This is a genomic window from Nocardia higoensis (assembly GCF_015477835.1).
Taxonomy (GTDB): domain Bacteria; phylum Actinomycetota; class Actinomycetes; order Mycobacteriales; family Mycobacteriaceae; genus Nocardia; species Nocardia higoensis_A.
Genome location: NZ_JADLQN010000002.1, coordinates 641,586 through 667,759, shown reverse-complemented (window position 1 = coordinate 667,759; position 26,174 = coordinate 641,586). Strand labels below are relative to the sequence as shown.

Below are 26,174 nucleotides of genomic sequence, written 5' to 3'. Positions count from 1 at the left end.
CAGCGCCGACACCGACGGCACCACATCGGCCGACACACCGCGACAAGCGGGATGCACTGCCGAGCCGACCGAGGCCGCACCGAAGCCGGTCGGGTCCGGTCGGGGAAGCGCATCCGGGCGAGGTCGATCAGATGAGCCAGCTCTCCCGCCGGTAGTACTCGCCCTCCGGGTCCTCGTCGTCGATCGGCACCACCACTTCGCCGGAGCGCCGCGCCGCCGAGGACCGCGCCATCGCCTCGCGGTACTCGCGTAGCTCGGCCGCCTGGCGTTCCTGCTCGGCGCGTTCCGCGGCCGCTCTGCGCTCCTGCTCCTCCGCCTCGGCCTGCGCGGCGGCGATCGTCTCGCCGTGTTCCTCCCAGAACTCCCGCATCGCCGCGCGCGAACGCTCGGTCAGCATCGCGCTCGTCTCCGCGGTCCGGCGGTTGATCTCGGCCAGATCGTTCTCGAGCGCCGCTGCCTCACGCCTGCACCGGTCGATGATGCGCTCCATCTCCGCGCGGTAATCCGCCATCGTCGTCCTCCTTCACCGGCCGCGCTCGTCCCACCACCACCGCCGCGTCACTCTCCATGCGCCCGTGTCACCGCGCCCTCATCGTCACCGCGCTCCCAGCACACCCTCGTCACAGCGGGCCGGCCTCGGCCAGCAGTGCGCCGGTGTCACCGACCGGCGGCTTATCCGACACAGGCTCGGCGGGTGCGGACGCCTCCGCCTCGTCCTCGATGAACTCGGGCGCCGGGATGGGTGATGGGGTGTATTCGCCGTCCTCTTCCTGCTTCGCCGGCGCCGGAGCCGACGGCACCGAACCTGATCCTGCGGGCTGCTCCTCGACGGCCGGAGTCCCCTCCGCCGGTGTCTCCTGCTCGGCTCGGTCCCCACCGGCGGGCTCGCCGGTTTCGCCCTCGACCGCGGAGATGAGCGGCACGCCGTTCTCATCGATCGTCATGCGGTATTCGGTGGTTGTCCCGTCGGGGTCGGTGAGGACCATCTTCAGACCGTCCTCACCCTGCTCGAAGGTCACCTCTTTGCCCGCGAGATCGAATTCGGCCAGCGGCTCGGACTCCTCGTCGGGCTTGCCGTCGCCGTCCTCGTCCTCCCCGGCGCCATCGGCCGGATCATCCTCGGCGTCGGTGAGGTTTTTCAGATTCTCCAGTGCCTTGTCGATCTCCGTGTCGATCGTGGTGGTCAGTGAGCTCAGCACGCTCTGCACGCTCTCGGTCAGCGAGGACAGCAGCGGGCTGAGCTGGTCGGCGATCCGACCGAGATTCGTCGAGCCGCTCAGCGGGTTCGAGGTATCGGCAGGATCGGTCGAATCGTCATCGTCGTCGGTGTCGGTGTCGGTGTCGTCGGTGTCGGTGTCGGTGTCGGTGTCGGTGCTCGTCGGATTGCTCGAGGGTGTACTCGCCGGAGTCGTCGGGGTATCCGTCGAGGACGGCGTATTGCCGGTCGGCGTGTCACTCGACGAGGTGCCGCTTCCGCGATCCTCCTCGTACGGGGAGTTCTGTGTAGACGTTGCCTTCGGGCGCGGATACGCAGCCGTCTCCAGTTTGTCGATCGCGTCGGTGATCGCTGTGTAGGCCTCGGTGACTCCCCGGTCCGTAGCGTCACATGCGTCGACCAACAGGTCGGCCTTATCCGAATATTCGGGCTTGAAGACGGTGTCCAGCCAGTCCTTGCAGCGCGTCGTGATGAGGTTCGCGTACGGTGTGCCACCTATGACGAGACCGCCCGGAGAACTGTTCGTGGAAGCGTTCCATCCGTCGACGAAACCCTCATCCATATCAGGAAAGATGCGACGTATTCGATTCACCAACGTGTCGTTCCCGAATACGGTGGACAAGCCGACTCCCTCAGCCACCGCGACGATCGCCTCGACGTCGTCTTTCGACTTGCCATCCACTCTGGGCTCGCCGTTGTCCAGAATATGGGCCACAGCATCGGATTTCAGCCGGACAGCCGCCCGGAGCGCGTCCGGAGCCAGTTCCAGAGCAGAAGCAATACTCGCCGCCACCTCCGCGTCGGCGGAGGCCAACGTGAGCTGAGTGGTGATCATCCCCAAGGCGGTCGACGCAGCGGCACCTTCCCATACCTGGGAAATGTTCTGCGAGATGGCCTGTTGAGTGCCGTGCTCATCGGCCATCGTCTTCGCTGCCGCCGACACCGCTTCGAAAGCGTCGACCAGCGCGGCTTCGTCGATACCGTTCTGCTCGAAATATCGCGCATGCAGTTCCCGGTAGCTCGGGACATTCGCCACGTGAGGGAATATGCGCTTATAGAAAGGCTCGAAGGTCTCGAAGTACACCAGCGCTTCGGAACCGTAGTCGAGTAGTCCCGCAATGCTCTGGTCGGCAGGACCCGAAGCGGTCACTGTTCCACCCCCGTGATCACTGATCGTTCATCCGGTTCGAGCGTTCCCTGTCGACCGTCGAGTATTCGACGGCCCCCGCACCGATGACCTCGGCGGTCGCGCCGGTGGCTGTCGACCAGTCGTCGATGCGCCTGCTCAGCGCCTCCAACCCGGCCCGGATGGCCCTGCCCTGGGCAGAGTATCCGGCTCCGGCGTGCTCCGCCCCGAAGAGGTTGTCGTCGAGCTTCGCAACATTTCCGGCCACCACTTCCCCCGACGACCGCAGTTCGTTGGCCAGCCGTCCGAGCTCGTCGGTGCTCACGCCGAGCGTTTCGGTACTCATCGGTCGGGTGCCCCCTCATCCTCCGTGTGACCGGCCGCGTACGCGCGCGACCGACCGCCCTACTACCTTCGACTACTTCTTTCGACGCAGCGGGCCGGGGTACGGTTCCGACCATTCGCGGTTCGAAACCGCCGTGGACCGGCGGGGACGACGCCGGAGAAGGCTCATCCGCCCAGCGTGCCCTGGTCGGTGCGCACCCATTCCGAGGTGCCGTCGGGGTGACGGTGGAACTCCCACGAGGCATGATCGCCGTCGTTCTCGACCACCGTGACGTGATCGGCGAGGCCGTCGTGGTCGAAGTCGGTCCAGACCTGCATGGCGTCGGGTCCGTAGGTGGTGTCGGTATCGAGCAGGCCGTCGCCGTCGATGTCCTGGGTGGGATCGCCCAGTTCGACGGCGCCGAGATCGTCGAGGGCCGTGGCGGTATCGATACCGGGCAGCTCCAGACCGCCGAATTCACCGGATGTGACCATGGCTCCTCCTCGAACATCGACCCCTGCGATGACGCGCCGACGAGACGGGCGCTGGATTCCTCCATCCTGTCATCTCCGCGCCCGCACGTCAGCCCCGCCCCGGCGGTGACCGCCGTCGCACGATCGGTTGGGATCACCGCCGGGGAATCACCAACCACAGCACGAGATACAGCAGGAACTGGGGGCCGGGCAGCAGGCAGGACAGCACGAACACCAGGCGCACGGCGTTCGCGCTCCAGCCGAAGTAGTCGGCGAGGCCGCCGCAGACTCCCGCTATCCAGCGATCGTCGGAGCGGGTGAGACGGCGTGTGGGTGCGGTCATCGGAAGATCCTTCCCTCTGAATCGGTATGTCTTCCACTGTCGTCGCGCGCGACGGCTCGCGCATCGGTCGAACACCCCATATCCACCCTGATTTCCGCCCCGCCGAACCGAGGGGCGAACCCCGACCACGGCGGTGACCGGCCCACCGGCACCGGAGCGGGACGACGTGGGTGGACACGGCAGACTGATCGGGGTGAGTACCACTCTGCACGCGCGCGGCCTGTCCGCCGGACACGGTGAACGAATGCTGTTCGACGATCTCGACCTGACCCTCGCCCCGGGCGACGTGATCGGGCTGGTCGGGGTGAACGGCGCGGGCAAGTCGACGCTGTTGCGGATGCTCGCCGATCGCGACAGTGCGGCCGGGGCCATCACCACCAGCCCGCCGGACGCGACCATCGGCTATCTCGCGCAGGAACCCGAGCGCGTGCCCGGCGAGTCGGTGCTGGACTTCCTCGGCAGGCGCACCGGGGTCAGCGCGGCGCAGCAGGCTATGGATTCCGCGGCCGAGCGCCTCGCCGAGGGCGGGGACGACGACTACTCGCCCGCCCTGGAGCGCTGGCTGACCCTGGGCGGCGCGGATCTGGAATCGCGAGCCGAGGAGGTGGCCGCCGAACTCGGCCTGACCGACTCGCTCGCGCAGGGACTCGCGACCCCGATGACCGGGCTCTCGGGTGGTCAGGCGGCCCGCGCCGGGCTCGCATCGGTCTTGCTGTCGCGCTACGACATTCTGCTGCTCGACGAACCGACCAATGATCTGGACCTCGACGGCCTGACCCGCCTCGAGGATTTCGTGACCGGCGTGCGGGTGCCGCTGGTGGTGATCAGTCACGACCGGGAGTTCCTGGCGCGTACGGTCAACCGGATCGTGGAGCTGGACCTGGCCCAGCAGCAGGTCGGACTCTATGACGGCGGTTACGAGGCGTATCTCGCCGAGCGCGAGATCGCCCGTCGTCATGCCAGGCAGGCCTACGAGGAGTTCGCCGACACCAAGGCCGGGCTGGAGACCAGGGCGCAGATGCAGCGCAACTGGCTGGAGCACGGTGTCCGCAACGCTCGGCGCAAGGCGAAGACCGACTCCGACAAGGCCGGTCGCAAGATGCGCGCGGAGTCGACCGAGAAGCAGGCCGCCAAAGCCCGCCAGACCCAGCGCCGAATCGAACGCCTGGAAGTGGTCGAGGAGCCGCGCAAGGAGTGGGAACTGCGGATGCAGATCGCCCCGGCCCCACGCAGCGGCTCGGTGGTGACCACGCTCACCGAAGCGGTGGTCACGCGCGGGGATTTCCGGCTGGGACCGGTGAGCACCCAGATCGAGTGGGCCGACCGGATCGTGCTCACCGGTGCCAACGGCGCGGGCAAATCCACGCTGCTCGGACTCCTGCTGGGGCGGATCACCCCCGACATCGGCACGGCCACACTCGGATCCGGCGTGCAGATCGGCGAGGTCGACCAGGCTCGTGGCCTGTTCCGCGGCGCCGACCACCTGGCCGATACTTTCGGCGCGCAGAAGCCGGACTGGCCCGATGCCGAGATCCGCACGCTGCTGGCCAAGTTCGGCCTGCGCGGCCCGCATGTGACACGCCCCTGCGACACCCTCTCTCCCGGTGAACGGACCCGCGCCGCGCTGGCACTCTTGCAGGCCAGAGGAGTGAACCTGCTGGTGCTGGACGAGCCGACCAACCATCTCGACCTGCCCGCCATCGAACAACTCGAGCAGGCCGTCGATTCGTTCACCGGCACCCTGCTGCTGGTCACTCACGACCGCCGCATGCTCGATTCGGTCCGCGCCACCCGTCGCTGGCACCTGGACAACGGTCGCTTGCACGAAGAATGACCTCCGCGTCATCGGGTGGTTCCGGCTACCCGGCCCGCATCGTCCGGAACCCGATTCCGGACGACCTCACCGCCGGAGAGACAACGCGTGCGCCACCGAGCAGCCCGATCCGGTCGTGGCGAGGACACAGAGGTGGTTGCCGGCGCGGCCATCGCGGGCAGCTCGCCGGATCGCGTCGGCACCCTCGTGGCGGACGCGATCTCCACCAGCTCGTCCGCCTGCACCCTGCCCCGGCGCCCCCGCTGGGACTCCAGTTGCACGAACAGCGCCGCCCGCGAGATCCCCCTGTCCAAAGCGGCTTCCACCACCGACAGCGCCTCGGGCCTGCTCAGCGTGCGCGCCACATCCACTACCGTGCGCACCAGGCCGGTGGCGGTCGTGCCCTGGACCATGTCGAGTTCACGCGCGTCGGCGCCGTCGGGGTGCACGACCAACCGCGGCGATCGCATCGGCCGGGCGCCGAGCACATGGGTCACCGGGTCATCGAACACGGGTAATCCGTGCAGTCGCGCCGCTGTACCGTAGGCGGCCACGAGTCCGGGGACACCGAGACACAACCGAGCCGCCTCCACCCGTAGCCGAGCCGTCGGCGGGTTCGACGCCTCCCGGTAGACACCGCGGAAGACCTGCACCCAGATCCCTCGGTCGATGAGTTCGCGCATCTCGGCCCTGCTGTACTCGCACAGCACCTGCCAGCCGGTGAACACGCCGAACTGTGTGTCGCGCACCTGCGCCAATCCCGGTCTCATGCGTCGAAGCATGCACCGCCCGGGAACCGGCGGGGCTCGGCCGACCAGGGCGAACGCGGAGCCTGTGGACAACTCCGCGATTGGGGACAATCGCGGTCACCGCGTCGAGCGGTCGCGCAGCCCCAGCCGCGTGCCGTCCGCGGCGGATGTCAGATCGTGGCGACCAGCTTGGCGAGATTCTCGGCCAGTCGCTCGGCCTTCACCTGATCGGTGGCCTCCACCATCACCCGGACCAGTTGCTCGGTCCCACTGGGCCGCAGCAGGACTCGCCCGGAATCGCCGAGTTCACGCTCGGCCTCGAGCACCGCCTCGCGCACCTCGCGCGCGTTCACGACGGCAGCCTTGTCACTCACCGGCACGTTCAGCAGAATCTGCGGGACCGTGGTCAGCACGCCGGCCAGCTCTGCCAGCGAACGCCCGGTCTGCGCCATCCGCGCCATCAGTTTCAGCCCGGTCAGCACACCGTCACCGGTAGTGCCGAACCTCGGCAGGACGACGTGTCCGGACTGCTCCCCACCGAGGGTGTAACCGCCGGCGCGCAGGTCCTCGAGCACGTAACGGTCGCCGACCGCAGTGGTGCGCAGAGTGATTCCGGCTTCGCGCATGGCGATGTGCAGACCGAGATTGCTCATGACCGTCGCGACCAGGGTGTCCTCGGCCAGATGTCCGGCTTCTTTCATGGCGATGGCCAGCACCGCCAGAATCGCGTCGCCGTCGACCACGGAACCGTCGGCGGCGACCGCCAGGCAGCGATCGGCGTCACCGTCGTGGGCCAGCCCGAGGTCGGCGCCGTGCTCCACGACCGCGGCGCGCACCTGGTCCAGATGGGTGGAGCCGCAGCCCTCGTTGATGTTGAGGCCGTCGGGTTCGGCGTTGATCGCGATCACCGTGGCTCCCGCCTCCCGGTAGGCGGCCGGCCCGACCTCGGCGGCCGCGCCGTTGGCGCAGTCGACCACCACGGTCAACCCGCTCAGATCCTGCCCGGTGGCCTCCACCAGATGTTCGACGTAGCGCTCGTGGGTGCCTTCGACGCTGTACTGGTCGGGAATGATCACACCGTGGTCGCGGGCGCCGGAGGCGTTGAGCACCCGGCCGATCCCGGCGCCTGTCGGGCGGAACGGCTCATCGGCGGCCACGAGCGCCTCGATGCGATCCTCGGCGGCGTCGTCGAGCTTGTGCCCGCCCGCGGCGAAGATCTTGATGCCGTTGTCCGGCATCGGATTGTGCGAGGCGGAGATCATCACACCGAGGCACGCGTCGTACAGGGCGGTGAGGTAGGCGACGGCCGGCGTCGGGAGCACGCCCACCGACAACACGTTCATTCCCGCGGCGGTGAGCCCTGCGGTGACGGCGGCCTCCAGCATCTCCCCGGAAGCTCTCGGGTCGCGGCCGACCAGTGCCAGCGCGCGCGTCCTGCCGCGTCCGAGCACCTGCGCGGCCGCGCCCGAAACGCGTAGCGCCAGCTCCGGACTCAGCGATTCGTTGGCCAGCCCGCGCACACCGTCGGTGCCGAACAACCGTCCCATACCTAGCCCCTATCGCGGTGAACATGCGTCGATACAGCACGAGAGCAGGCGACCAGCGATGCTGGCAGCCTGCTCTCGGACTGCTGTCGGTCCTGGGCCGCGCCGGTGTCCGGTACCCCAGGGGTACCGGACACCGCGGCCGAGAACCTGGAGATCAGCGCTTCGAGTACTGAGGCGCCTTACGGGCCTTCTTCAGACCGTACTTCTTGCGCTCGGTGGCACGCGGGTCACGCGTCAGGAAGCCGGCGCGCTTGAGGGCCGGACGGTCCTCCGGGGTGACCTCGATGAGGGCACGCGCGATGGCCAGACGCAGAGCGCCCGCCTGACCCGAGGGGCCGCCGCCGACGAGACGGGCGTGGATGTCGAAGGACTCGGTCCGCTCGACGGTCACCAGCGGCGACTTGACCAGCTGCTGGTGCACCTTGTTCGGGAAGTAGTCCTCGATGGTGCGGCCGTTGAGCACGAAGTTGCCGGAGCCGGGCACCAGGCGAACGCGCACGACGGCTTCCTTGCGGCGGCCGACGGTCTGCACCGGGCGGTCGATGACGACCGGGGCGACGTAGGCCTCGGACTCACCGTCGGCCTCGTAGCCGTAATCCTCGTCCACGACCTCGACGGCCGCGTCCTCGGCCACGAAGTCCTCGTTGAATTCTTCGGGAGCGGTCACTGGGCCACCTGCTTGATCTCGAACGGAACGGGCTGCTGAGCCGCATGCGGATGGTTCGGGCCTGCGTAGACCTTGAGCTTGCCCGCGATCGCGTTACCCAGCTTGTTCTTCGGGATCATGCCCTTGACGGCCTTCTCCACGAGACGCTCGGGACGGGTCTCCAACACCTGACCGACAGTGCGCGACTTGAGGCCGCCCGGATGACCGGAGTGGTGGTGGATGAGCTTGTCCTGCCGCTTGTTGCCACTGATGGCAACCTTCTCGGCGTTGATGATGATGACGAAATCGCCACCATCGACGTGCGGGGCGTAGGTCGGCTTGGTCTTGCCGCGCAGCAGATTCGCTGCCTGCACGGCGAGACGGCCGAGCACTACGTCAGTGGCGTCGATGACGTACCACTGCCGGGTGACGTCACCCGCCTTGGGGCTGTACGTAGGCACAGTGCATCCCTGTCTGTCGTCGGTGTTGCCGGCCCAGCGTGTGGTCGAGGTGATCCCGGCGGCCGGTGGAGACCCGGGCCCCGATATGGCCCACACGCCAGCGAGCCACGATACCAGGCGGGTATGGCAGGAAGAGAATCGACCGACTGCCCCTCCGCGGGCCGGGCTAGATACGGACCGGCGGACCCGGGTCGGCCGCGCCCGGCGGACCGGGGACGACATAGCGCAGCGTGTCCATGTTCGGACGGTTGCAGTCGGGCGCGGTATCCGAGCCGCGCACGGTGGCGATGCCCTGGCGCGACCGGTCCCGCTCGGCTCGTGGGATGTCCACGCAGGAGTGCTGCACCTGGGCTGCGCTGTGCACCTGCGCCGGGCTCTGCGTGGCCGGTCCGGCTCCGGGCGCCGGTCCCAGCTCGCCGGGCGCGGCCACCACCGCCAGCGCCATCACGCCGAGCACGGCGGGCACGCCGAACAGATTGTCCTTCAGGGTCGGGAACAGCCTGCCACGGTCCTGGCCGCCGTCCTCGCCGCGCGGGGGCTCCGCACGGGTGACCCGGGTGGTGGGCTCCTCGCCGGGTGCGGGCGCCGAGGGGTATCCGGGTCCGGAGGTCACCACCGGTGCGCCGGGCGACTGCGGTGGACCCGGCGGCGCGGGCGACCGGCGCTGATCGACCGGGACGGACCGCACCGGTTCGGCCGGATACTGCGGGCCCGGCGCCGCACCCGAGGATTCGGCGTCCTCGCTCTCGGTCACCAGCAGATGGGTGGCGCCGAGTACCAGCGCGTGCATCGGATGCGCGGCGACGTGCAACCGGTGACCCAGATGATTCTGGAACGCCAGCCGCAGCGCCTCGTTGAAGCAGGCGTTGCCACTCAGCAGCACCGTCGAGGTGTCCGCCCCGATCGAGCGCGCCGCGGCCATCACTTCGATCACCACGTTGTCGGCGGAGCGGGCATCGCGCATGGCATCGGCGGTGACCGGTACCTCGATCGATTCGGTGGGCTGCTCGTCGTCACCGTGCACCGCGACCACCAGCATGGTGCGCCCGTCGCAGTACACCCCGGTCGCGCCGATGCCGCGGGGATCGCGCGCGTCCGGCGGCCGGACCAATCCCAGAGCGCGCACGTATCCCGACAGCGCGACGCTCTCCGGCAACGGCTCCACCACGACGTCCAGCTTCTCGATGAGGTCGGCGTAGAGTTCGATCTTCTCGTCGGGCCAGCCATCCGGGAAGGGCAACGCGATCACATCGGGTTTGCCGCGCAGAAACGCGCCGATGGCCGCCAGCGGGTTGTACATCCTGGCGTGGAAGACCAGCTCCGCGGGCCAGGTCGCCCCCGCGACCACGATCTGCGGATAGCCGAGGATGTCGCGCACATCGGAGATGGCCAATCCCAGATCCGGTCTGGTCCGCTCGGCTCCGGCGGTGTGCAACCTGCCCGACGCGTCGGCCAGCAGGTACGCGGGCGGCGTATAGGTGCCCTCCACCTTCACCGGACGGATGGGGGTGCCGCCCCCGCCCGCCGCCACGGACACCACATCCCAGCCGAGATGTACTGCCCCTACTCGCACTGTCACAGGCTCAAGTGTGCACGGTGTGTGCGCGGCGCGCGCGGGATGCCTGCCCGCGGCGCGCCGGGCCCGGCCGGTACGGCACTCATCAGGCCGACCTCTTCAACCGTAGGTTGCGCCGGACGATCACCGCGAGCACCACCGTGATGACGACCAGTGCCGCGATATCGATCGCCCACCACTGCACGGTGTGCTGCCACAGCGTGTCCGGCTCGGCCTTGACGAACAGGGTCGTGAGGTCGACCGTCGAGGCACCGGAGGCGAAGCCCCACCGTGCCGGGAACAGCCACGACAGCTGCTCGAGGCCGGGCCGTCCGGCCACCGGGATGAAGCTGCCCATCATCACCAGCTGCACGATGATCGCGAGGATGAGCACCGCCATCATCTGCTCGTTGGATTTCACCAGCGAGGAGATCAGCAGGCCGAGTACCACGCTGGACACCGCCAGCAAGGTGATGTCGACGAACAATTCGACCGCGCCCGGCGGGATGACCACACCCTCGCGCGGCCCGCTCTTGCCGACCAGCACGATCGCGAGCATCACCGCGACCTGATAGACCGCGGCCAGGCTGAACACCAGGATCTTGGCCATCAGATACGCCGAGGGCGACAATCCCACCGCGCGCTCGCGCACGAAGATGGTCCGCTCGCCGACCAGGTCGCGCACGCTCAACGAGATGCCCATGAAGCAGGCGCCGATCACCAGGAACGACAGCAGCGTCTGCGCCTCGGAGCTGATCGCCGGACCGATGCCCTCCGAGGTCTGCACCAGCGGCGGCGGCTGGAAGCCGTTCTTGCCCGGTGCGGTCAGGGTGACCGCACCGACCACGACCGGCAACAGCAGCAGCGTCAGCGAGTACACCCGGTCGGAGGCGATGAGCCGCAGCTGCCTGCGCACCAGCGTCGAGAACTGCTTGACCGAGCTGGTCTGGGGAGGGGAGCCCGCCGGCCCGTAGCGCGGCGGCGGAGGCGGCGGGGGCGCGAAGGCCTGCCGCGAACGGTAGGCCGCGAACGCCTGGTCGGGATTGGCTGCCACCTCGGCGAAGATCTCGGCCCAGTCGCTGGTGCCCATGGCCGCGCCGACACCGGCGGGATGGCCGCAGAAGGCCGTCTTGCCGCCGGGCGCGAGCAACAGCACCTGGTCGCACATGTCCAGGCAGGCGACCGAGTGGGTGACCACGATGACGACGCGTCCCGCGTCGGCGAGTTCGCGCAGCATCACCATGACCTGGCGGTCCAGCGCGGGATCGAGGCCGGAGGTCGGCTCGTCCAGGATCAGCAGCGAGGGGCCGGTCAGCAGTTCCAGCGCCACCGAGGCGCGCTTGCGCTGACCGCCGGAAAGCTTGTCGACCCGGGTGTCGGCGTGCTCGGTGAGCGAGAGCTCTTTCAGTACGCCGTCGATGACCTGCTGCCGATCGGCTTTGGTGGTGTCCGGCGGCAGCCGCAGCTCGGCCGCATAGCCGAGCGCCTGCCGGACGGTCAGCTGCCGGTGCAGCACATCGTCCTGCGGCACCATGCCGATACGCGAGCGCAGTGCCTCGTACTCGGCGTGCAGATTGCGGCCTTCGAAGGTGACCACGCCGCCCGAGGGCTGGGTGTTGCCCGCGATCAATTTCGACAGCGTCGACTTGCCCGCACCCGACGGACCGATCAGCGCGGTCAGCGTGCCGCGACCCGCCTGCATGTTCACGTCGACGAGCAGCTGCTTGTTGTTCTCGACGGTGAACCCGACGCCGTGCACGTGCAGGCCCTGCTCGGTGACCGGCTTCTGCCGCAGCACCAGCGTGCCCTGTTGGACGGCGAAGTCGATGTTGCCGATGGTGATGACATCGCCTTCGCGCAGTACCGAGCGCTGCTGGCGGGTGCCGTTGACGAAGGTGCCGTTGGCCGAGCCGAGATCCTCGATGGTGAGGCCCTCGGGGCCCGCGACGAGGCGCGCGTGCTTACGCGAAGCCAGCGGATCGTTGACGACGATCTGATTGTCGGTGGTACGGCCGATGGCGAGCCCGCCCGGCGGGAGCCGGTCGGCGCGCGCGATCGCCGCGGTGGAGTTGCGTGCCCGCAGCGGCGGCAGTGCCGAGGTATCGGCCTTGGTCGTCATGTTGACGTTGGGCTGCTGCGCTTGCTGGACAGGGGGCGCGGCGTGCTGCGCCTGCTGGGCCGGAACCTGGGGACGCGCGCCCGGATACGGTCCGGCGGCCGGCTGCTGCCCCGAGCTGGGGCCCGGCTGTTGCTGCGGGAACGGCGGAGTGGGCGGACGTTGGTAACTCGGTCGTTGCGGCGGTGGCGCCGATCTGCCCTGGTGCGGCATCGGCCCGGACGGCGGCCGCGGCACCATTGCGCTGGGAAGCAGGTGCAGCAACGGCCCGCTGATCGCGTCGCCCAGCCGAACCTGCGTCGGCCGGTCGATCGTGACCGGCTGACTCAGGCGACGGGCGTCGACGAAAACGCCGTTCGTGCTTCCGTTGTCGGTAAGGACCCAGCCGCTCCCCTGCCAGGTCAATGTCGCGTGCACCCGCGACACCAACGGACTGTCGACGAACAGCGTCACTTCCGGGGCACGCCCCAGGGTGATCGGCTGGTTCGAATCGAAGGTCCGTTCCGTTCCATCATGGCGCACGGTGATGGTCTGCGCCCCCGGTGAAGACATGCAGCGGATACTATGCCATCGACCGGACATCGGGAGCGCCCCGGAAGCTCGTCCCACCCTGATCCGGCCCCTGATCCGAACCGCTGAACAGGCCGACGAGGGGGAGCCTTGGCCACACTCCGAGCGACGAGCATTTTCGCCGTCGTCCTGTGCGCGGTCACCCTGCTCGCCGGGTGCACCAGCTACGTCGACGGACGAGCGGTCTCGGTCTACGACGACCCGTTCAAAGTGGCAGGCCTGCCGACCACCAGCGGTCCGAGTGGGCCGCGCGAGGGTGTCGCCGACTCCACCCTCACCGCGACCAACGGCGACGGCGGCGAGATCGACACGTTGGCGCTCAATGCCGTCGAGGACATCCAGACCTACTGGCGGGTGGAGTACGGCAAGGCGTTCGGTGGCGAATTCGAGCCGGTCGATGAGCTGATCTCGTGGAGTGCCAAGGACCGCTCGCAGGGGCCCGAGTTCTGCGAGGAGTCGACCTACCGCCTCGTGAACGCGGCCTACTGCCGGTTGGACACGTCGATCGGCTGGGATCGCGGGGTGCTGCTGCCCACCATGGCCGAGACGTTCGGTCAGATGGCCGTGGTCATGGTGCTCGCCCACGAGTACGGTCACGCCATCCAGGACCAGTCCGGCATCGTGGCCACCAAGGATCCGGTCATCGTGAAGGAGCAGCAGGCCGACTGCTTCGCCGGCGCGTTCATCCGCCATGTCGCCGAGGGCAGGTCCGCGCACTTCACCATCAACACCTCCGACGGGCTGAACTCGGTGCTGGCGGCGACGGTCGCCATCCGCGACACCGACCCCGACGACCCGGCCAGCGTGCACGGCTCGGCGTTCGAGCGGGTCACCGCGGTACAGATCGGCTTCACCGACGGCCCGGTGGCCTGCAAGAGCATCGACATCGACGAGATCAACCAGCGCCGCGGCAACCTGCCGCAGACACTCGGCGGTCACGACGGCGAATACCCGATCGACAAGGACAGCCTGATCGAGCTGAGCAAGGCACTCGCCGCCATCCTGCCGCTGGACAACGGTCCCACCTACGACTACTCCGGCGCCGAGATCGACTGCGCCGACGGCGTCAGCACCGCGCCGGTGTCCTACTGCCCGGCCGACAACACCATCTCCACCGACATCCCGCTGCTGGCCGAACGCGGCACCGACGACAGCGATCCCGACGACCCGCTGCCGATGAAGGTGTCCGGAGACTACAACGGCTACGTCGTCTTCATCGCCCGCTACACCCTCGCCGTGCAGAACAGTCACGGACAGTCGCTCAGCGGCGCCAAGACCGGCCTGCGCGCGGCCTGCCTGGCCGGGGTGGTGACCGGCGAGCTCGCCGACCCGAACAGGCAACGCTCCCAGGGCAACATCTCGCTGGCCGCGGGCGACCTGGACGAGGCGGTCTCCGGCCTGCTCACCGACGGTCTGGCCGCCAGCGACGTGCAGGGCAAGACAGTGCCGAGCGGCTTCGCGCGGGTGGACGCCTTCCGCGCAGGGGTGCTCTACGGCGAGAACACCTGCATGTCGCGCTATTCCTGATCGGGTCCCCGCACTCCGGGGGCCGAATTCAGCCGCCGAACGGCGGCGGGGCGATCGGTTCCAGGCGCAGTACCCGATTGCCGAGCATGACCTCCGAGCCAGGGATCAGCGTCATCGGCTGATACGGATTGAGCCGGATCCAATCGCGGTAGCCGGGCAGCCTGGTCCTGGTGCCGTTGGTGGAGCCGCGGTCCACCACCGTCACATCCCAGTTCACCAACCGGATCTCGGCGTGCGCGCGGGACATGCCGCCGGAGGCGTCGTCGACCTTCAACGGCACCAGGCCCTGCTGCGCGGCCTCGGAATGTTCCGGGTCACGGCCGAGTACGGCGTCGGCGGCCAGCATGTAGGTCATGCCGTCGTCGAGGACCAGCATGCCCAGCGGCGGACGCACCACTTCGATGAGCGCCTGTGTCTGGTCGACCGGCATGCCACACACCGTGCAGAAGGCCGAACGCGGATCGCTGGGATGGGCACGAGCACATTTGAATCCGAGCACCTTGACCGTCAGAGCGGTCGCCTTCGCGGTGGCTTCCAACCGGCGCTGCAGTTCGGGATCGGGCCGGGGAGCGGGATTGGTCCCCGTGCCGGGACGGGGGCGAGCGGCGTTCTGTTCGTCGACGGAATCCATCATCGACGTCGCCGCGGCGGTCCGCGTATCGGCCTCGGCGGAGTCGACGGCGGCCGGCGCTTCACGCGCTGGGACAGCCGGTGCCGCAGGCACGGCCGCGGGCGGGATGTCGCGTTCGGTGGGCGCGTGAGCTCGCGGCCCCTGTTCGATGCGCGCGGTCGGGACCGGCGGGGCGGCGGCGGTCTCCCGGCCCGGACCGGACCCGGCCGCCGACCAGCCGCCACCGGTCCACAGAATGGCGCCGCCCGCCTGCGCCACACCGTCGACCAACCGGCCGATCCCCGGTGCCTCGGGCAATTCGGGTGCCCGGCCGCCCGCGTCGTCGACATACAGTCCCACCGCACGAGCGGGTACCGCGACGACCCGATCGACGGTGAACGCGGCGTCTCTGCCGCGCAATCGCTCGACCGCGCCCGCATCGGCCAGCACAGCCGTGACACCGCCGTGCAGGAACACCGCGAGCGCACCCTGTTCGGCGGGCGAGAGGATGCCGAAATCGATGGGCACGCCGGGGCTTATCCGTTCGGCGTGTTTCATCAACCAGCGGGTGGCCTCCCTGGCGACCAGCGGGCCGGGCCCGGACGGCTGGAACCGCTGAGCGTCGCGAACCAGATCACCGAGCGCGTGCAGAGCGACCGCCGCGGGCGACTCGGGAGTCACCGGTCCACGACCGCGGTGGGCGACCACGAGCACCGCGCCGCAGACCCGGGCCACCGCGTGCTCACCGGCGACGATCTCGACCTGACGATCCTGCACCGCTATCGGTCTCCGCCTGCCGGGTGATCACGGGTCGTCGCCATGTCGTCCAGGGTATTGCACGCCCGGGACCGCCGTCGCGATCCGGGCGGGAATCATCCATCGTCGTAGAGGCCCGATTCCGGTAGCTTCTTCTGCAGGAACGGGAGGAACGAGGGGCGCGTCATGGCACGTACTTCAAGGGTCGCGACAGTGGTGATCGCGATGGCAGCGGTGGCGGCTCTGACGGGGTGCAGCGCGGTCTCCGGCACCGCCCTCCCCGCCGAGCCGGATGTCAGGAAGCTGGAGGTCGGCCCCTATCAGGTCACCAAGCACCGCTACGACCAGGAATCCGGCGGCCGCGGCGCATTGCTCGAAGGTATGCGCATGTCCGAGGCCGTCGTGCCGACCGTGCAGATCGACCCCTCGCTGAAGTACGGGCGCGGATCGCGGGTGCTCGCCGACAGCGAAGAGGCGTTGAGCTTCCTGGCCCAGGTGTCCAAGCCCGTACTCGACACCCGCCGGTTCCTCACCGGATTCGCGGCCGCGGGCGCCGACGAAGCCGATCCACCCGGCCAGACCAGGCCCGCGCCCGATACCACCGCGATCACCAATGTGGTGCTGCGCTTCCCCGACGAGGCGATCGCCAAACTGGCGGCCCGCGAACTCGAGGACGCCGACATCGGAGTCTCCCCCGACAACCAGCGCCTCGGCTCCACCGCACATCCCGACGCCTACATCCACTGGCGGCCCGGCATCGCGAACGCCGGGGCGTTCATCGCCCACCGCGAGTTCGTCGTCTCGCTGTTCGTGCAGCGACCGACGGCCGACAGCGGCGACCTGGTGAAGTGGATCGACAAGACACTGGACGCGCAACTGCCCGCGCTCGACGCGTTCGATCCGACGCCTGTGGCGCAGTTCGACTCGCTGAAGGTCGATCCGGACGACCTGCTGGCCCGCGTCGTCGTGGAGGATCGCGACGACCGGGTGCCCGACGCCTCCAGCTTCACGATCGTCGATGCCCGTGACGCCGTGCACAATTCCGACGACCAGGCGGCGGCCCGGCGACTGGTGGAACAGACCGGCGCCGACCGCATCGCGGTCGTCGACACCGACTCGGTCTTCCGTGTCCGCGACGAGGACGCCGGACGCGCCCTGATCGACGGGCTGATCGACGCGGTAGGCGACCAGTACGACCCGCTCGAGGCACCCAAGGACGTGCCAGGCGCGAAATGCTTGCAGCTGAACAGCAGTGGCGATGTGGAACGCGAATACAGGTATCGCTGTTACGTGCCCTACAAGCGCTACGTCGGCATCGTCGTCAGCGACCAGGAGCCCGATGTGCGCCAGAAGATCGCCGCGCAGTACGCGCTGCTGGCGAACAGCCTGTAAACACGTCGGCGGCGGTCGGTAACATCCGCGGTAGGCGCATCATCGCACTTCTGGGGGGGATGAACCGATGCCGAGCGACCGCTTCTTCCGAACGCGGGGGCGAGCCCTGCTCGCCGTCGCGTCGATCGCACTGCTGACAGGCTGCGGTCAGACCGTCGGCGGGCACGCCACTGCCCGGGTCGTCCCGGTCGACCCCGCGACTCTCGAGACCGGCCCGTACCCCATCGAGCCCGCCGCCTACGAGCCCGAATTCGATGACAAGGAACAGGTCTTCGAGATCGAGTCGCGACGCATGCTCGGCTATCTCGTCCCGCCCTTCGACATCGATCCCGAACTGTCCCATCTCGACAGGCTCGAACTCGTTTCCGCCGGCGAGGGTTTGTACGGCGAGGGCTACGACGCCGCCTATCCCGCCGAGTTCAAGCCCATCGTCGATCGCCACCACCTGATCTCGGGGGTGATGACGATCCGGTCGAACAACAGCGTGCGGGCGTCGAAGAACGCCGTTCATTCGCTGCTGCGCTTCCCCTCCGACCAGACGGCGGGCGCGGCGGCAAGCGATTTCGCCACCGCGATGCACACGATCGAACCAGCGCTGCGGAAGATCGCTGTGCCAGGGCACACCGGGATCGAGGTCAGCACAGCCGACGACAAGAAGGGCTATCTGTTCCTCGCCCGCGGCTCGTTCGTGGTGCTCACCATGCTGACCATGCCCACCCCCGACGCCGGCGCACTGGCCGAACAGGCCGCCGCTCTGCTCGACCGCCAGTTCGAGCGGCTCGAATCGGCCACCGCGACACCCGTCGACGAGATCCTCGACCTGCCGTTGGACCCCGACGGGATCATGCGGCGCACCCTGCCACAGGTCGGGGGCGAGTACCTGACGGGCAGGCAATTCTCCGGACCGCTGTCCCCGGCAGCCCAGTTGCATTTCGAACGCGACGGCGCCGCGCTGAGCGAGGCGTTCGAGAACGCGGGCGTCGACCTCGTCGCGCGCAACTACGCCGTCCTGTACCGGACCCGCGATCAGCAGGCATCCTTCCGCCTGCACACCGCTCTGACGCGCCTCGACCGCGACGACGAGGACATCGACCCGCCGCCGGGACTGGAGGACGCCGCCCGCTGCCGGGTACTGGCCGAACGGGACCCCGTCACCGATTTCACGACCGTGTGTGTCCTGCTCCACGACCGCTATGTCGCCGTCGTCGGCTCGTCCGAGTCGCTCGCCCGCGGTCTCGATCCCGGCCTGTACCAGCGTGCGGCGGCGCAGTACTCGATCCTGGCGAGGAGCGAATGATGCCCGCGGCGCCCATCACCCGCCGCGCCCGTGCACTGGCCACCGTACTGCTCTGCCTCGCGATCACCGCGTGCGGCGCCGACGGCGAAGCGACCGAACCCACCCTCGCGCTCGACCCGGGCAACTACCCGACCACCCCACGCGACATCGAAGCCGAACGCACCCCTGCCACGGGTTCCCTGCAGGAATCCATCCGGATGGCCGAGCACGTCGCGCTCATGATGGATCTGAACCCGCGCCTGGTCTTCTCCAGCAGAACGTCGAGCACCCGCCACTACACCGCCCAGCACCCGCCGGTGTCCAGCGGTGTCGGTTCGGCCGAGGAGTTCAACGCGCAGATCCCGGGGCTTGTCGCCGGGTGGCGCACGGACGCCTCCCGCCGCGCCCGCCCCGCCCTCGGGCTGCACGTCACCCTCGACCTGTTCCGCTTCACCACCCCGCAACAGGCCGAACACGCGATGAACGTGCTCGCGGAGAAGAACAACGAGAAATACCCGCCCCAGCGGCCGCTCGACCTGCCCGGCCATCCGAGCAACCGCACCTTCCTCAGCACCCACGACGCGGTACAGTCCTGGACCACCCACGGTGAGTACCTCATGTGGACCTATGTCTCCGACGCACTGGCGACCCCGCCCGACCACACGCCGCTGCTCGAATTCACCCGGACGATCCTCGACGACCAGGTACGCCGCCTCGACTCCTACCAGCCCACACCGGCCGACCGGCTCTCCGACGTCCCCGCCGACATCGATGGCCTGCTCGGCCGCACCCTGCCGTACCCGGATCCGGGCAGCTACGACGATCCCACCGCCGTCTACCCGGCCCGGGTCTTCCTGCACCTGGTCTCCCGCCCCGACCTGACCGCCCGGGCCTTCGCCGACGCGGGCGTCGACCTGATCGCCCGCGGCGACTCCTCGGTCTACCGCACCGCCGACACCGACGCCGCCGCGCGACTTCTCAGCGCCCTCGTCGACCAGCACACGGACATGTTCCCCACCGACCCGCCCACCGGCGCCCCACCCGGCACCAGTTGCGTCCAGGAGGCGGCCGGCACCCCCAGCAGCCCACGACTGATCCGGACCACTGAGTGCTACCTCACCTACGACCGCTACCTGGGAGTTGTCGCCGCCACCCAGCCCCAGGATCTCAGCCAGCGCATCGCCGCCCAGTACCTGCTCCTGAGTCACGAATGAGGGCATCCCCGAACATCATGCGTGCCGGTGACGTAGTATCCCCGGCGGATGTCCGGGTTCTCGGGGGGACCGAGCGGTTCGTCGGTGACGAGAGCCAGCCGGGCACCACCGAGGAGGGGACGAGATGAGACTCGGAAAAAGTGTGCTGACGGTGGTCGCGGCGACTGTTCTGGCGGGATGTGCCGCGGAGATTCCCGGCAATCCCCAGCCAGGACAGCTACCCGTCGACATCACCACGCTGAACACCGGCGCGTATCCCGCGGAGCCGACGGCACACGACTTCGACATCTCGACGATCGGCGAATTGCGACTGGTCGAATCCCGGCGATTGCTCGAGTATCTGGTCAGCCCGTCGGAGATCGACAGCGACATCTCGGTTGCCAGTCCACTTGCTTTGTTCTCGGGCCCGAACATAGTCGGCGAGCGCACTTTTCCGGCGCAGTACGAAGCCGCAGCAGTGGACAACAACATGTTGCTCGGCGTCTATCAGTCGCGAATCAACGGTGACCTGCGTAAGCGGAAGAAGCTGATCATTTCGGTCCTGCGGTTTCCCACCGAAGACGCGAGCCGGCAGGCAGCCGAGCAGTTCGACCGGACCGCGAACGCCGAGACCGGCCGCCACCCGATCGCGGTGTCCGCCTATCCACAGGCCAGGGTGTCCTCCGGTGATGACATCACCGCGGTGGGATTCCTGGCGCACGGGCCGTACGTGATCGTGGTGAACACGGCGGTTCCCGAGCCCGATGCCCAGGCGCTGGCTTCGATCGTCGGCAGAACGTTACAGGCGCAGACCGCTCGACTCGACCAGACGACGCCGACGCCACTGGACGACGTTCTCGACCTGCCGCTCGATCCGGACAGCATCATGCGGCGAACACTGCCGCAGTCCTCCGACTACAGCGACCCGTTCTTCGGGGACTCCGATGTCGGCGTGTACACACCGGCCGCCGCACTTCATTTCGAGCGTGATCCCGAACGAATGCGAGAGGCGTTCGAGGATGCGGGAGTCGATCTCGTCGCCCGACGCGGCGGAATGCTCTATCGGGCACGCGATCTCGCCGGCGCGTTTCGGCTGCAGAACGCATTGATGACGGCCGGCCGCAAAGATGAGGAGCTGCCCCCACCACCGGGTCTCGGCGACGCCCGATGCCTGAAACTCGATGTCCCCGATCAGACGCGCAATTTCGATCTGTTCTGCACCGTGGTCTTCGATCGCTATGTCGGAATGGTCATTGCCCAGGCAGGTATTACCGGGAGGATAGACGGCGTGCTGTATCAACGCGCGGCGGCCCAATATGCCATTCTGGCCAACAGCGAGGGCACGCGATGAAATCTCTCCATCGTCTCGCTCTCGCCCTCGTCGTCGTGGCCGCCGTCGCTGGTTGCGGTACACCCGAGAAGAGCACCGACACAGCAACAATCGATCTCACGATGCTCGATTCGGGAAATTTCCCGACAGAACCGCGGACGATCGAATCCGTGCCGGGAGCAGGCCACTATCTCGAAGCTGTGCGGATCGCCGATGTCACGCCGCTCGTGGTCGACATCGACCCTGGGTACTCGTTCCAGCGTTTCCGGTACCAGGCCGACCGACGCAATACTCCCGATTCCCCGCCGCTGCTGTTCTCCGTCTCCGAGGAGGCGCAGTTCGCCGACCTCGCGGACGGCTTCGTGGCGGGGTGGGAGACCAACGGCGAGCGCCGAGCCCGGACACTGCTCGGGCGGGAGGCCACGCTCTACGCCCTGCGTTTCGAGACCGCAGCACAGGCGCAGGCAGCGGGCAACCGGATCGCCGATCGCCAGGCGGCGGACTACCCCGGCGATTCCCTTGTTCTCGAGGGCTTTACGAACGCACGATCGAAGTGGTCGGTGGACAAGCGTTCCCTCGACACCTGGCTAGCCGACGACATCATGCTCATCGGCGTCCATATCGACGACCCGGTGAGCGAACCGGCCGATCCTGCCCCGCTGATCGAATTCACTCGTCAGGCCCTGACCACTCAACTGGAGATGCTGCGCGACTACCGACCCACCCCGGTCGCCGACTTGGACTCGCTGCCCGCCGATACCGACGGACTGCTCGGCCGCACGCTTCCTTTCGAGGACAAGGATCGGTCCGCCGGCGGCGTCGATCGGTCGTGGGTCGGTCCTGCGCAGGCTGCACTGCATCCGGAGAGCCGCCCCGCGCTGGCCGCGTCCGCATTCACCGATGCGGGGGTCGATCTGGTGGCCAGCGCGGGATCACGCCTGTACCGCGCCCGCGACGCCGACGGTGCCGTCCGGTTGATGGCAGCGCTCACCAGGATCGAAGCGGAGCGTTACCTACCGGCCCAAGCCCCGCCGAACATGCCGGACGCGCAGTGCTATCAAGTCGAGGACGAGTCGGACAACCTCACGTATCCGCCCTTCTGCTACTTCGCCTATGGACGAATCGTCAGCCGAGTGCACGGCGCGAACACCCAAGAGTTGCAGCAGAAGACCGCCGCGCAGTACAAGCTGCTCGCACACGGCGCGTGACCGGCTAGGAAGGCCCATGCGAAAGAAGACACCGGCACGAGCCGCGCTCGCCCTGGCGGCCGCCGCCGCATTGTCGATCACCGGTTCCGGGTGTGGCTCGGAGATCGACGGCTCACCGGTCCGCGCGCAGACCGATCTGTCGACCTTGAACGTCGGCAACTTCCGAACCGCGCCCGAGCAGATGGGCAACGCCGGCAACGAGCGCCAGGCCAGAGTTCGGGAATCCCAGCGGCTGGGAGACTACGTGGCATTGCCGTTCGAGGCGGATCCGTCGTATACCGAGGACGTATGGTCCGTCAGGCCGCACGTCGTACTCGATCAGGACGCACTCGGCGCCCTGATCATCAACGACACTTTCGACGAAGTCGCCGAAGACCTCGTCGCAGGATGGGTGAACGCCTGGTCCACCGGCGGCGGTCCCGACGACCCGCGTCGAACAATGAACATCGCGGTGCTGATGTTCCCCGATGCGGTGACAGCCGAGGAAGTCGGCCCGGCCCTCGAACACGACGACTTCACCTACAACCCGGGCAACGAACCGGTCGCCATAGGAAAGTATCCCGCGACGAAGGCGCACTGGCGTCCCAACGTCTCCTCGATCGGCTCGTGGACGGTTCACGACCGGTACGTGGTCTTCGTGAAGATCGATGACGGGATCTCCCCACCCGACCTGCCTGCGTTGACAGCGCAGGTGGAGCAGATTCTCGATGTGCAGGTCCCGCTGCTCGACGAGTTCGAGCCGACACCGGCCGATCAGTTGCGCCGTATCCCGCTCGACCCGGAAGGACTACTCGGCCGCACTCTTCCGACAGATCCGACCACCCCGATCCGGGCGGATCCGGACGGTCTGTACACCGGCCGCGCGATCCTGTCGCTCCTGCAAGCTGCCCCAGGCGATCTGGAGATGTTGCGCGAGCATGACGTCGATCTGGTCGCCTTCGGAGATGCGGTGGTCTTTCGCAGCGAGGAGGCCGAGAGCGCGATGGCGCTGTGGCAACGGTGGCGCCCCTCGGCGGCACCGAAGCCGGAGCAGCGGATAGTCGAAGCCCCCTCTGGGCTCGGCGACAATGTCGAGTGCTACGCCGACCTGTACATCTTCGAGGGCACCGAACGAATCCGCGGATACCTCTGTGTGCTGCAGGTGGACCGCTACACCGTACAGGCCTACGCGCAGCAGCTGCAGATACTGCACCAGAAGATCTCCGCGCAGTACGCGCTGCTGACCGCGCAATGAGGCAACTCCGTCAGCGCTGGACAGCAGATGTCGCCGGGCCACGGGGGTCGAGCGTGCGGCGAAGCCTTGCTAGATTCTCGTGGATGCTCGTGGTCCGGGCGTTCGACTGGTGAGGGAGGACCGAATGGCGTTGCGGCCCGGCGCGATCGTGGGGGGCTACCGGGTGATCCAGACACTGGGTAGCGGCGGCATGGGCACGGTATACCTCGCGCAGAACCCGATCCTGCCTCGCCGCGACGCACTCAAGGTGCTCAGCTCCGATCTGTCCACCGACGACGAGTTCCGTGCCCGATTCGAACGCGAGGCCAATCTTGCGGCGGGCCTCGATCATCCGAACATTGTGGCGGTGTACAACCGCGGTGAAGAGGACGGCCAGCTCTGGATCGCGATGCAGTACGTCGACGGCACGGACGCCTCGGAGGAGACGGCGAAGGGGCCCGCGGTGATGACGCCGCAACGGGCGTTGCGTATCGCTACCGAGGTCGGCAAGGGCCTGGATTACGCTCATCGCCGCGGCCTGCTGCATCGCGACATCAAACCCGCCAATTTCCTGCTCTCGGCCGTCGAGGCCGATGACGAGGAGCGGGTTCTGCTGACAGATTTCGGAGTCGCCAAGTCAGCCGAGGACGGTCAGGATCTCACCGCCACCGGAAAATTCATGGCGACCGTCGCCTACGCCTCGCCGGAGCAGCTACTCGGCGAGCGTCTGGACCACCGATCCGATATCTACAGTCTCGGCTGTTCGTTCTATCGGATGCTCACCGGCCAGAATCCCTACCCGTCGACCGTGCCGGCCGTCGTCATGATGGGTCACCTCCACGAGGCGCCACCCAAGCCATCCGTCGTGCGCTACGGACTTCCCGTTGCACTGGACGCGGTCATGGCGAAGGTATTGGCCAAGAACCCTGCCGACCGGTACGCCACCTGCAAGGAGTTCGTCCAGGATGCCGAAGCAGCCCTCTCCGGAAGGCCGCCGGCGCGAGCGCCGATCAGCGATCCCCACATTCCGCTGCAGCAGTTGCGTTCCCAACCGCAGGTCGGCACCGCGATTCACCCGGTCACCGCCACGTACACGCCGACGGTTTCCCCCTACGACGAGACAGATCAGCACCTCGTCGACACTCTACGCAACGGCAAGCCACCCCGATCCAAAGGCCGAGTCCTGCTGTTGCCTGCGATCGTCAGCCTGGTGGTGGCAGTCGTGGTGGCAGCAGGTACCTACTTCCTCACCAGGCCGGATGCGGCTGGAGACGGCGCAGATCTGATCGCGGCTGTTCGTAGTGAGTATCCGCAATTCGCGGGGAAGTCGGTGACTGCGTTCAACTTCGGTGACGCCTCGTTGTCGGCCGTTCTCACCCCGAGTACCCAGGCACGTTTCCTGCAGGACATCGGCTTCACCTACAGCAGCACGTACAAGGCTGTCGGGCAGGAGGAGTCGCCGCGCCCCTTGTCCTTGTCCTCCTACGCGAACGAGGTCGACTCCGAGGTCGTCATCGTATTGCGCAGCGACAAGGAGGCCGGCAACGGCGGCCTGCGGGGGCTGCCCAGCTCGATTCTGAACAGCGGGGCTCGGATCGTCGTGGTCGACGATCTGGCAACGGTTCAGGCCTTTCAGGTATGGACCGACCAGTCGACAGCCACCTTGGTCGACAAAATGGTCCCGGTGATCGGCAAGGTCGTCACCGGGTAGGTGAACATGCTGGCGCCACAGGGTGCCCGTTCGGTAGGGTGATTCCAGCCAGCCCACTTGCCGCAGGGGGAAGGAGGGGAGCGGTGGTGTTGGCGACCCTGCAGCGTGGTGATGCCGCGCTCCGAGCGCCTCAGCCAATGCGGCTTTTCGCCGGTCGAGCAGCAGCGCCGCCGAGAACCGGCCATCGCCAGCCCACACGGGGACCAAGGGCTTCGCAGAATCAGGGGTTCGAAAATTTCTCTCCGATCCGATGGAACCGATCGGACACGAGGCACGTCCAACCATATGAATCGGTCAGCTGACACTTGCCATGTTGACCATGACGAGAAGCAGGAGCAACCGCGATGGCGAACAACTTCGTTGCAGATACCGGCGCAATCAACGCCAAGGCGAAAGAGTTCATGGATCAGCACAGCGCTCTGATGGCGTCCATCCGTCAGCTGAAGACCGACGAGGACAACGTCACCAACGGCGCCAACTGGCAGGGCGCGGCGCGCGACGCCTTCAACGCGTTCATGGAGCGGTACTACTTCCAGGCCGACAAGATGAACGACAAGCTGATGGAAACCGCGCAGAACCTGATGAAGGTGAGCGGTCAGGTCTCCGACCACGACACGGACTTCGCCTCCCAGGTCCAGAACCAGGTCTCCAGCCTCGACCTGCCGGCACTCTGATCCAACTTTCAATCTCACGAACAGGAGTTTCGCTATGGATCGCAATATCTCAGCGAATTTCGAGGGCGTTTCCGACGGTGCGCAGACCATCATCAAGCGTGCCGAAGGCATCCGTGACGAACTGAACGCCTTCCATCAGAAGGTCAAGGAGTTCGCGGAGACCCAGGGTGGTGCGGCGAACGAAGCGTTCATCGCATTCCAGACCCAGTGGCAGCAGCACGTCGAGCAGCTGAACACCACGCTGACCGGCGCCGGTCAGCTGGTCAGCAGCGGCAACTCGGAGCTGCAGAGTACTGACAAGGCACTGGCGAACCTCTTCAACTGAGTTCCGCCGAAGCCTGTTC

The 26,174-nt window shown here is 67.8% G+C and carries 23 protein-coding genes; 11 read left to right on the top strand and 12 right to left on the bottom strand.

Annotation, left to right across the window (positions count from 1 at the left end; all coding sequences use genetic code 11):
- Nucleotides 1-127: 127 nt before the first annotated feature.
- The 5 genes from IU449_RS16970 to IU449_RS16950 all read right to left on the bottom strand — a co-directional run bounded on the left by IU449_RS16970 (nucleotide 128) and on the right by IU449_RS16950 (nucleotide 3,483).
- Nucleotides 128-511, bottom strand: a complete 384-nt coding sequence (locus IU449_RS16970; RefSeq protein WP_195003026.1) for a hypothetical protein — start codon at nucleotides 509-511, stop codon at nucleotides 128-130.
- Between the two features lie 109 nt (nucleotides 512-620).
- Nucleotides 621-2,366, bottom strand: a complete 1,746-nt coding sequence (locus IU449_RS16965) for a hypothetical protein (RefSeq protein WP_195003025.1) — start codon at nucleotides 2,364-2,366, stop codon at nucleotides 621-623.
- A gap of 16 nt (nucleotides 2,367-2,382) precedes the next feature.
- Complete coding sequence (locus IU449_RS16960; protein WP_195003024.1) at nucleotides 2,383-2,688, bottom strand: hypothetical protein; 306 nt, start codon at nucleotides 2,686-2,688, stop codon at nucleotides 2,383-2,385.
- A 164-nt stretch (nucleotides 2,689-2,852) separates the two neighbouring features.
- On the bottom strand, nucleotides 2,853-3,161 hold the full coding sequence (locus IU449_RS16955; RefSeq protein ID WP_195003023.1) for a DUF6802 family protein: 309 nt from the start codon (nucleotides 3,159-3,161) through the stop codon (nucleotides 2,853-2,855).
- Between the two features lie 133 nt (nucleotides 3,162-3,294).
- A complete protein-coding gene (locus IU449_RS16950) occupies nucleotides 3,295-3,483 on the bottom strand; it encodes a PspC domain-containing protein (protein ID WP_195003022.1) in 189 nt (62 codons plus the stop codon).
- Nucleotides 3,484-3,727: 244 nt separating this feature from the next.
- Here IU449_RS16950 and IU449_RS16945 point away from each other — a divergent pair, with 244 nt between their 5' ends.
- The gene (locus IU449_RS16945; protein ID WP_228805026.1) at nucleotides 3,728-5,317 is read left to right on the top strand and encodes an ABC-F family ATP-binding cassette domain-containing protein; all 1,590 of its coding nucleotides are present in this window, start codon (nucleotides 3,728-3,730) and stop codon (nucleotides 5,315-5,317) included.
- A gap of 8 nt (nucleotides 5,318-5,325) precedes the next feature.
- On the opposite strand, the gene IU449_RS16940 is transcribed toward IU449_RS16945, so the two are convergent.
- From IU449_RS16940 to IU449_RS16915, 6 genes are all read right to left on the bottom strand, one after another.
- Entirely contained in the window at nucleotides 5,326-6,066 is a 741-nt protein-coding gene (locus IU449_RS16940; RefSeq protein ID WP_195003020.1) for a hypothetical protein, read from the bottom strand.
- 149 nt (nucleotides 6,067-6,215) lie between these two features.
- Entirely contained in the window at nucleotides 6,216-7,592 is a 1,377-nt protein-coding gene (gene glmM / locus IU449_RS16935) for a phosphoglucosamine mutase (RefSeq protein WP_195003019.1), read from the bottom strand.
- Between the two features lie 154 nt (nucleotides 7,593-7,746).
- Nucleotides 7,747-8,259: a 30S ribosomal protein S9 gene (rpsI, locus tag IU449_RS29110; RefSeq protein ID WP_195003018.1), complete on the bottom strand. Its 513-nt coding sequence runs from the start codon at nucleotides 8,257-8,259 to the stop codon at nucleotides 7,747-7,749.
- Complete coding sequence (gene rplM, locus IU449_RS16925) at nucleotides 8,256-8,699, bottom strand: 50S ribosomal protein L13 (protein ID WP_195003017.1); 444 nt, start codon at nucleotides 8,697-8,699, stop codon at nucleotides 8,256-8,258. Before rplM ends, rpsI begins: the two co-directional genes overlap by 4 nt.
- 166 nt (nucleotides 8,700-8,865) lie before the next feature.
- Nucleotides 8,866-10,278, bottom strand: a complete 1,413-nt coding sequence (locus tag IU449_RS16920) for a hypothetical protein (RefSeq protein WP_228804785.1) — start codon at nucleotides 10,276-10,278, stop codon at nucleotides 8,866-8,868.
- An 82-nt stretch (nucleotides 10,279-10,360) separates the two neighbouring features.
- A complete protein-coding gene (locus tag IU449_RS16915; protein WP_195003016.1) occupies nucleotides 10,361-12,922 on the bottom strand; it encodes an FHA domain-containing protein in 2,562 nt (853 codons plus the stop codon).
- 108 nt (nucleotides 12,923-13,030) lie between these two features.
- On the opposite strand from IU449_RS16915, the gene IU449_RS16910 reads away from it, so the two are divergent.
- Entirely contained in the window at nucleotides 13,031-14,467 is a 1,437-nt protein-coding gene (locus IU449_RS16910; RefSeq protein ID WP_195003015.1) for a metallopeptidase, read from the top strand.
- Nucleotides 14,468-14,495: 28 nt separating this feature from the next.
- Here IU449_RS16910 and IU449_RS16905 read toward each other — a convergent pair whose 3' ends face one another.
- On the bottom strand, nucleotides 14,496-15,854 hold the full coding sequence (locus IU449_RS16905; protein ID WP_195003014.1) for an FHA domain-containing protein: 1,359 nt from the start codon (nucleotides 15,852-15,854) through the stop codon (nucleotides 14,496-14,498).
- Nucleotides 15,855-16,019: 165 nt separating this feature from the next.
- On the opposite strand from IU449_RS16905, the gene IU449_RS16900 reads away from it, so the two are divergent.
- The 9 genes from IU449_RS16900 (at nucleotide 16,020) to IU449_RS16860 (ending at nucleotide 26,155) form a co-directional block, all read left to right on the top strand.
- The gene (locus tag IU449_RS16900) at nucleotides 16,020-17,225 is read left to right on the top strand and encodes a DUF7373 family lipoprotein (protein ID WP_195003013.1); all 1,206 of its coding nucleotides are present in this window, start codon (nucleotides 16,020-16,022) and stop codon (nucleotides 17,223-17,225) included.
- Between the two features lie 67 nt (nucleotides 17,226-17,292).
- On the top strand, nucleotides 17,293-18,522 hold the full coding sequence (locus IU449_RS16895; RefSeq protein ID WP_195003012.1) for a DUF7373 family lipoprotein: 1,230 nt from the start codon (nucleotides 17,293-17,295) through the stop codon (nucleotides 18,520-18,522).
- Nucleotides 18,522-19,715 (top strand): DUF7373 family lipoprotein, encoded by a 1,194-nt coding sequence (locus tag IU449_RS16890; protein WP_195003011.1) that lies wholly within the window; start codon nucleotides 18,522-18,524, stop codon nucleotides 19,713-19,715. The genes IU449_RS16895 and IU449_RS16890 overlap by 1 nt, the downstream gene beginning before the upstream one ends.
- A 304-nt stretch (nucleotides 19,716-20,019) precedes the next feature.
- Nucleotides 20,020-21,045 (top strand): DUF7373 family lipoprotein, encoded by a 1,026-nt coding sequence (locus IU449_RS16885; RefSeq protein WP_228804783.1) that lies wholly within the window; start codon nucleotides 20,020-20,022, stop codon nucleotides 21,043-21,045.
- 149 nt (nucleotides 21,046-21,194) lie between these two features.
- On the top strand, nucleotides 21,195-22,232 hold the full coding sequence (locus tag IU449_RS16880; protein ID WP_195003009.1) for a DUF7373 family lipoprotein: 1,038 nt from the start codon (nucleotides 21,195-21,197) through the stop codon (nucleotides 22,230-22,232).
- 16 nt (nucleotides 22,233-22,248) lie between these two features.
- Nucleotides 22,249-23,466, top strand: a complete 1,218-nt coding sequence (locus tag IU449_RS16875; protein ID WP_195003008.1) for a DUF7373 family lipoprotein — start codon at nucleotides 22,249-22,251, stop codon at nucleotides 23,464-23,466.
- Nucleotides 23,467-23,590: 124 nt separating this feature from the next.
- Nucleotides 23,591-25,156 (top strand): serine/threonine-protein kinase, encoded by a 1,566-nt coding sequence (locus tag IU449_RS16870; RefSeq protein ID WP_195003007.1) that lies wholly within the window; start codon nucleotides 23,591-23,593, stop codon nucleotides 25,154-25,156.
- Nucleotides 25,157-25,500: 344 nt separating this feature from the next.
- A complete protein-coding gene (locus IU449_RS16865; RefSeq protein WP_195003006.1) occupies nucleotides 25,501-25,830 on the top strand; it encodes a WXG100 family type VII secretion target in 330 nt (109 codons plus the stop codon).
- A gap of 34 nt (nucleotides 25,831-25,864) precedes the next feature.
- The gene (locus tag IU449_RS16860) at nucleotides 25,865-26,155 is read left to right on the top strand and encodes a WXG100 family type VII secretion target (protein ID WP_067861459.1); all 291 of its coding nucleotides are present in this window, start codon (nucleotides 25,865-25,867) and stop codon (nucleotides 26,153-26,155) included.
- Nucleotides 26,156-26,174: the final 19 nt, after the last annotated feature.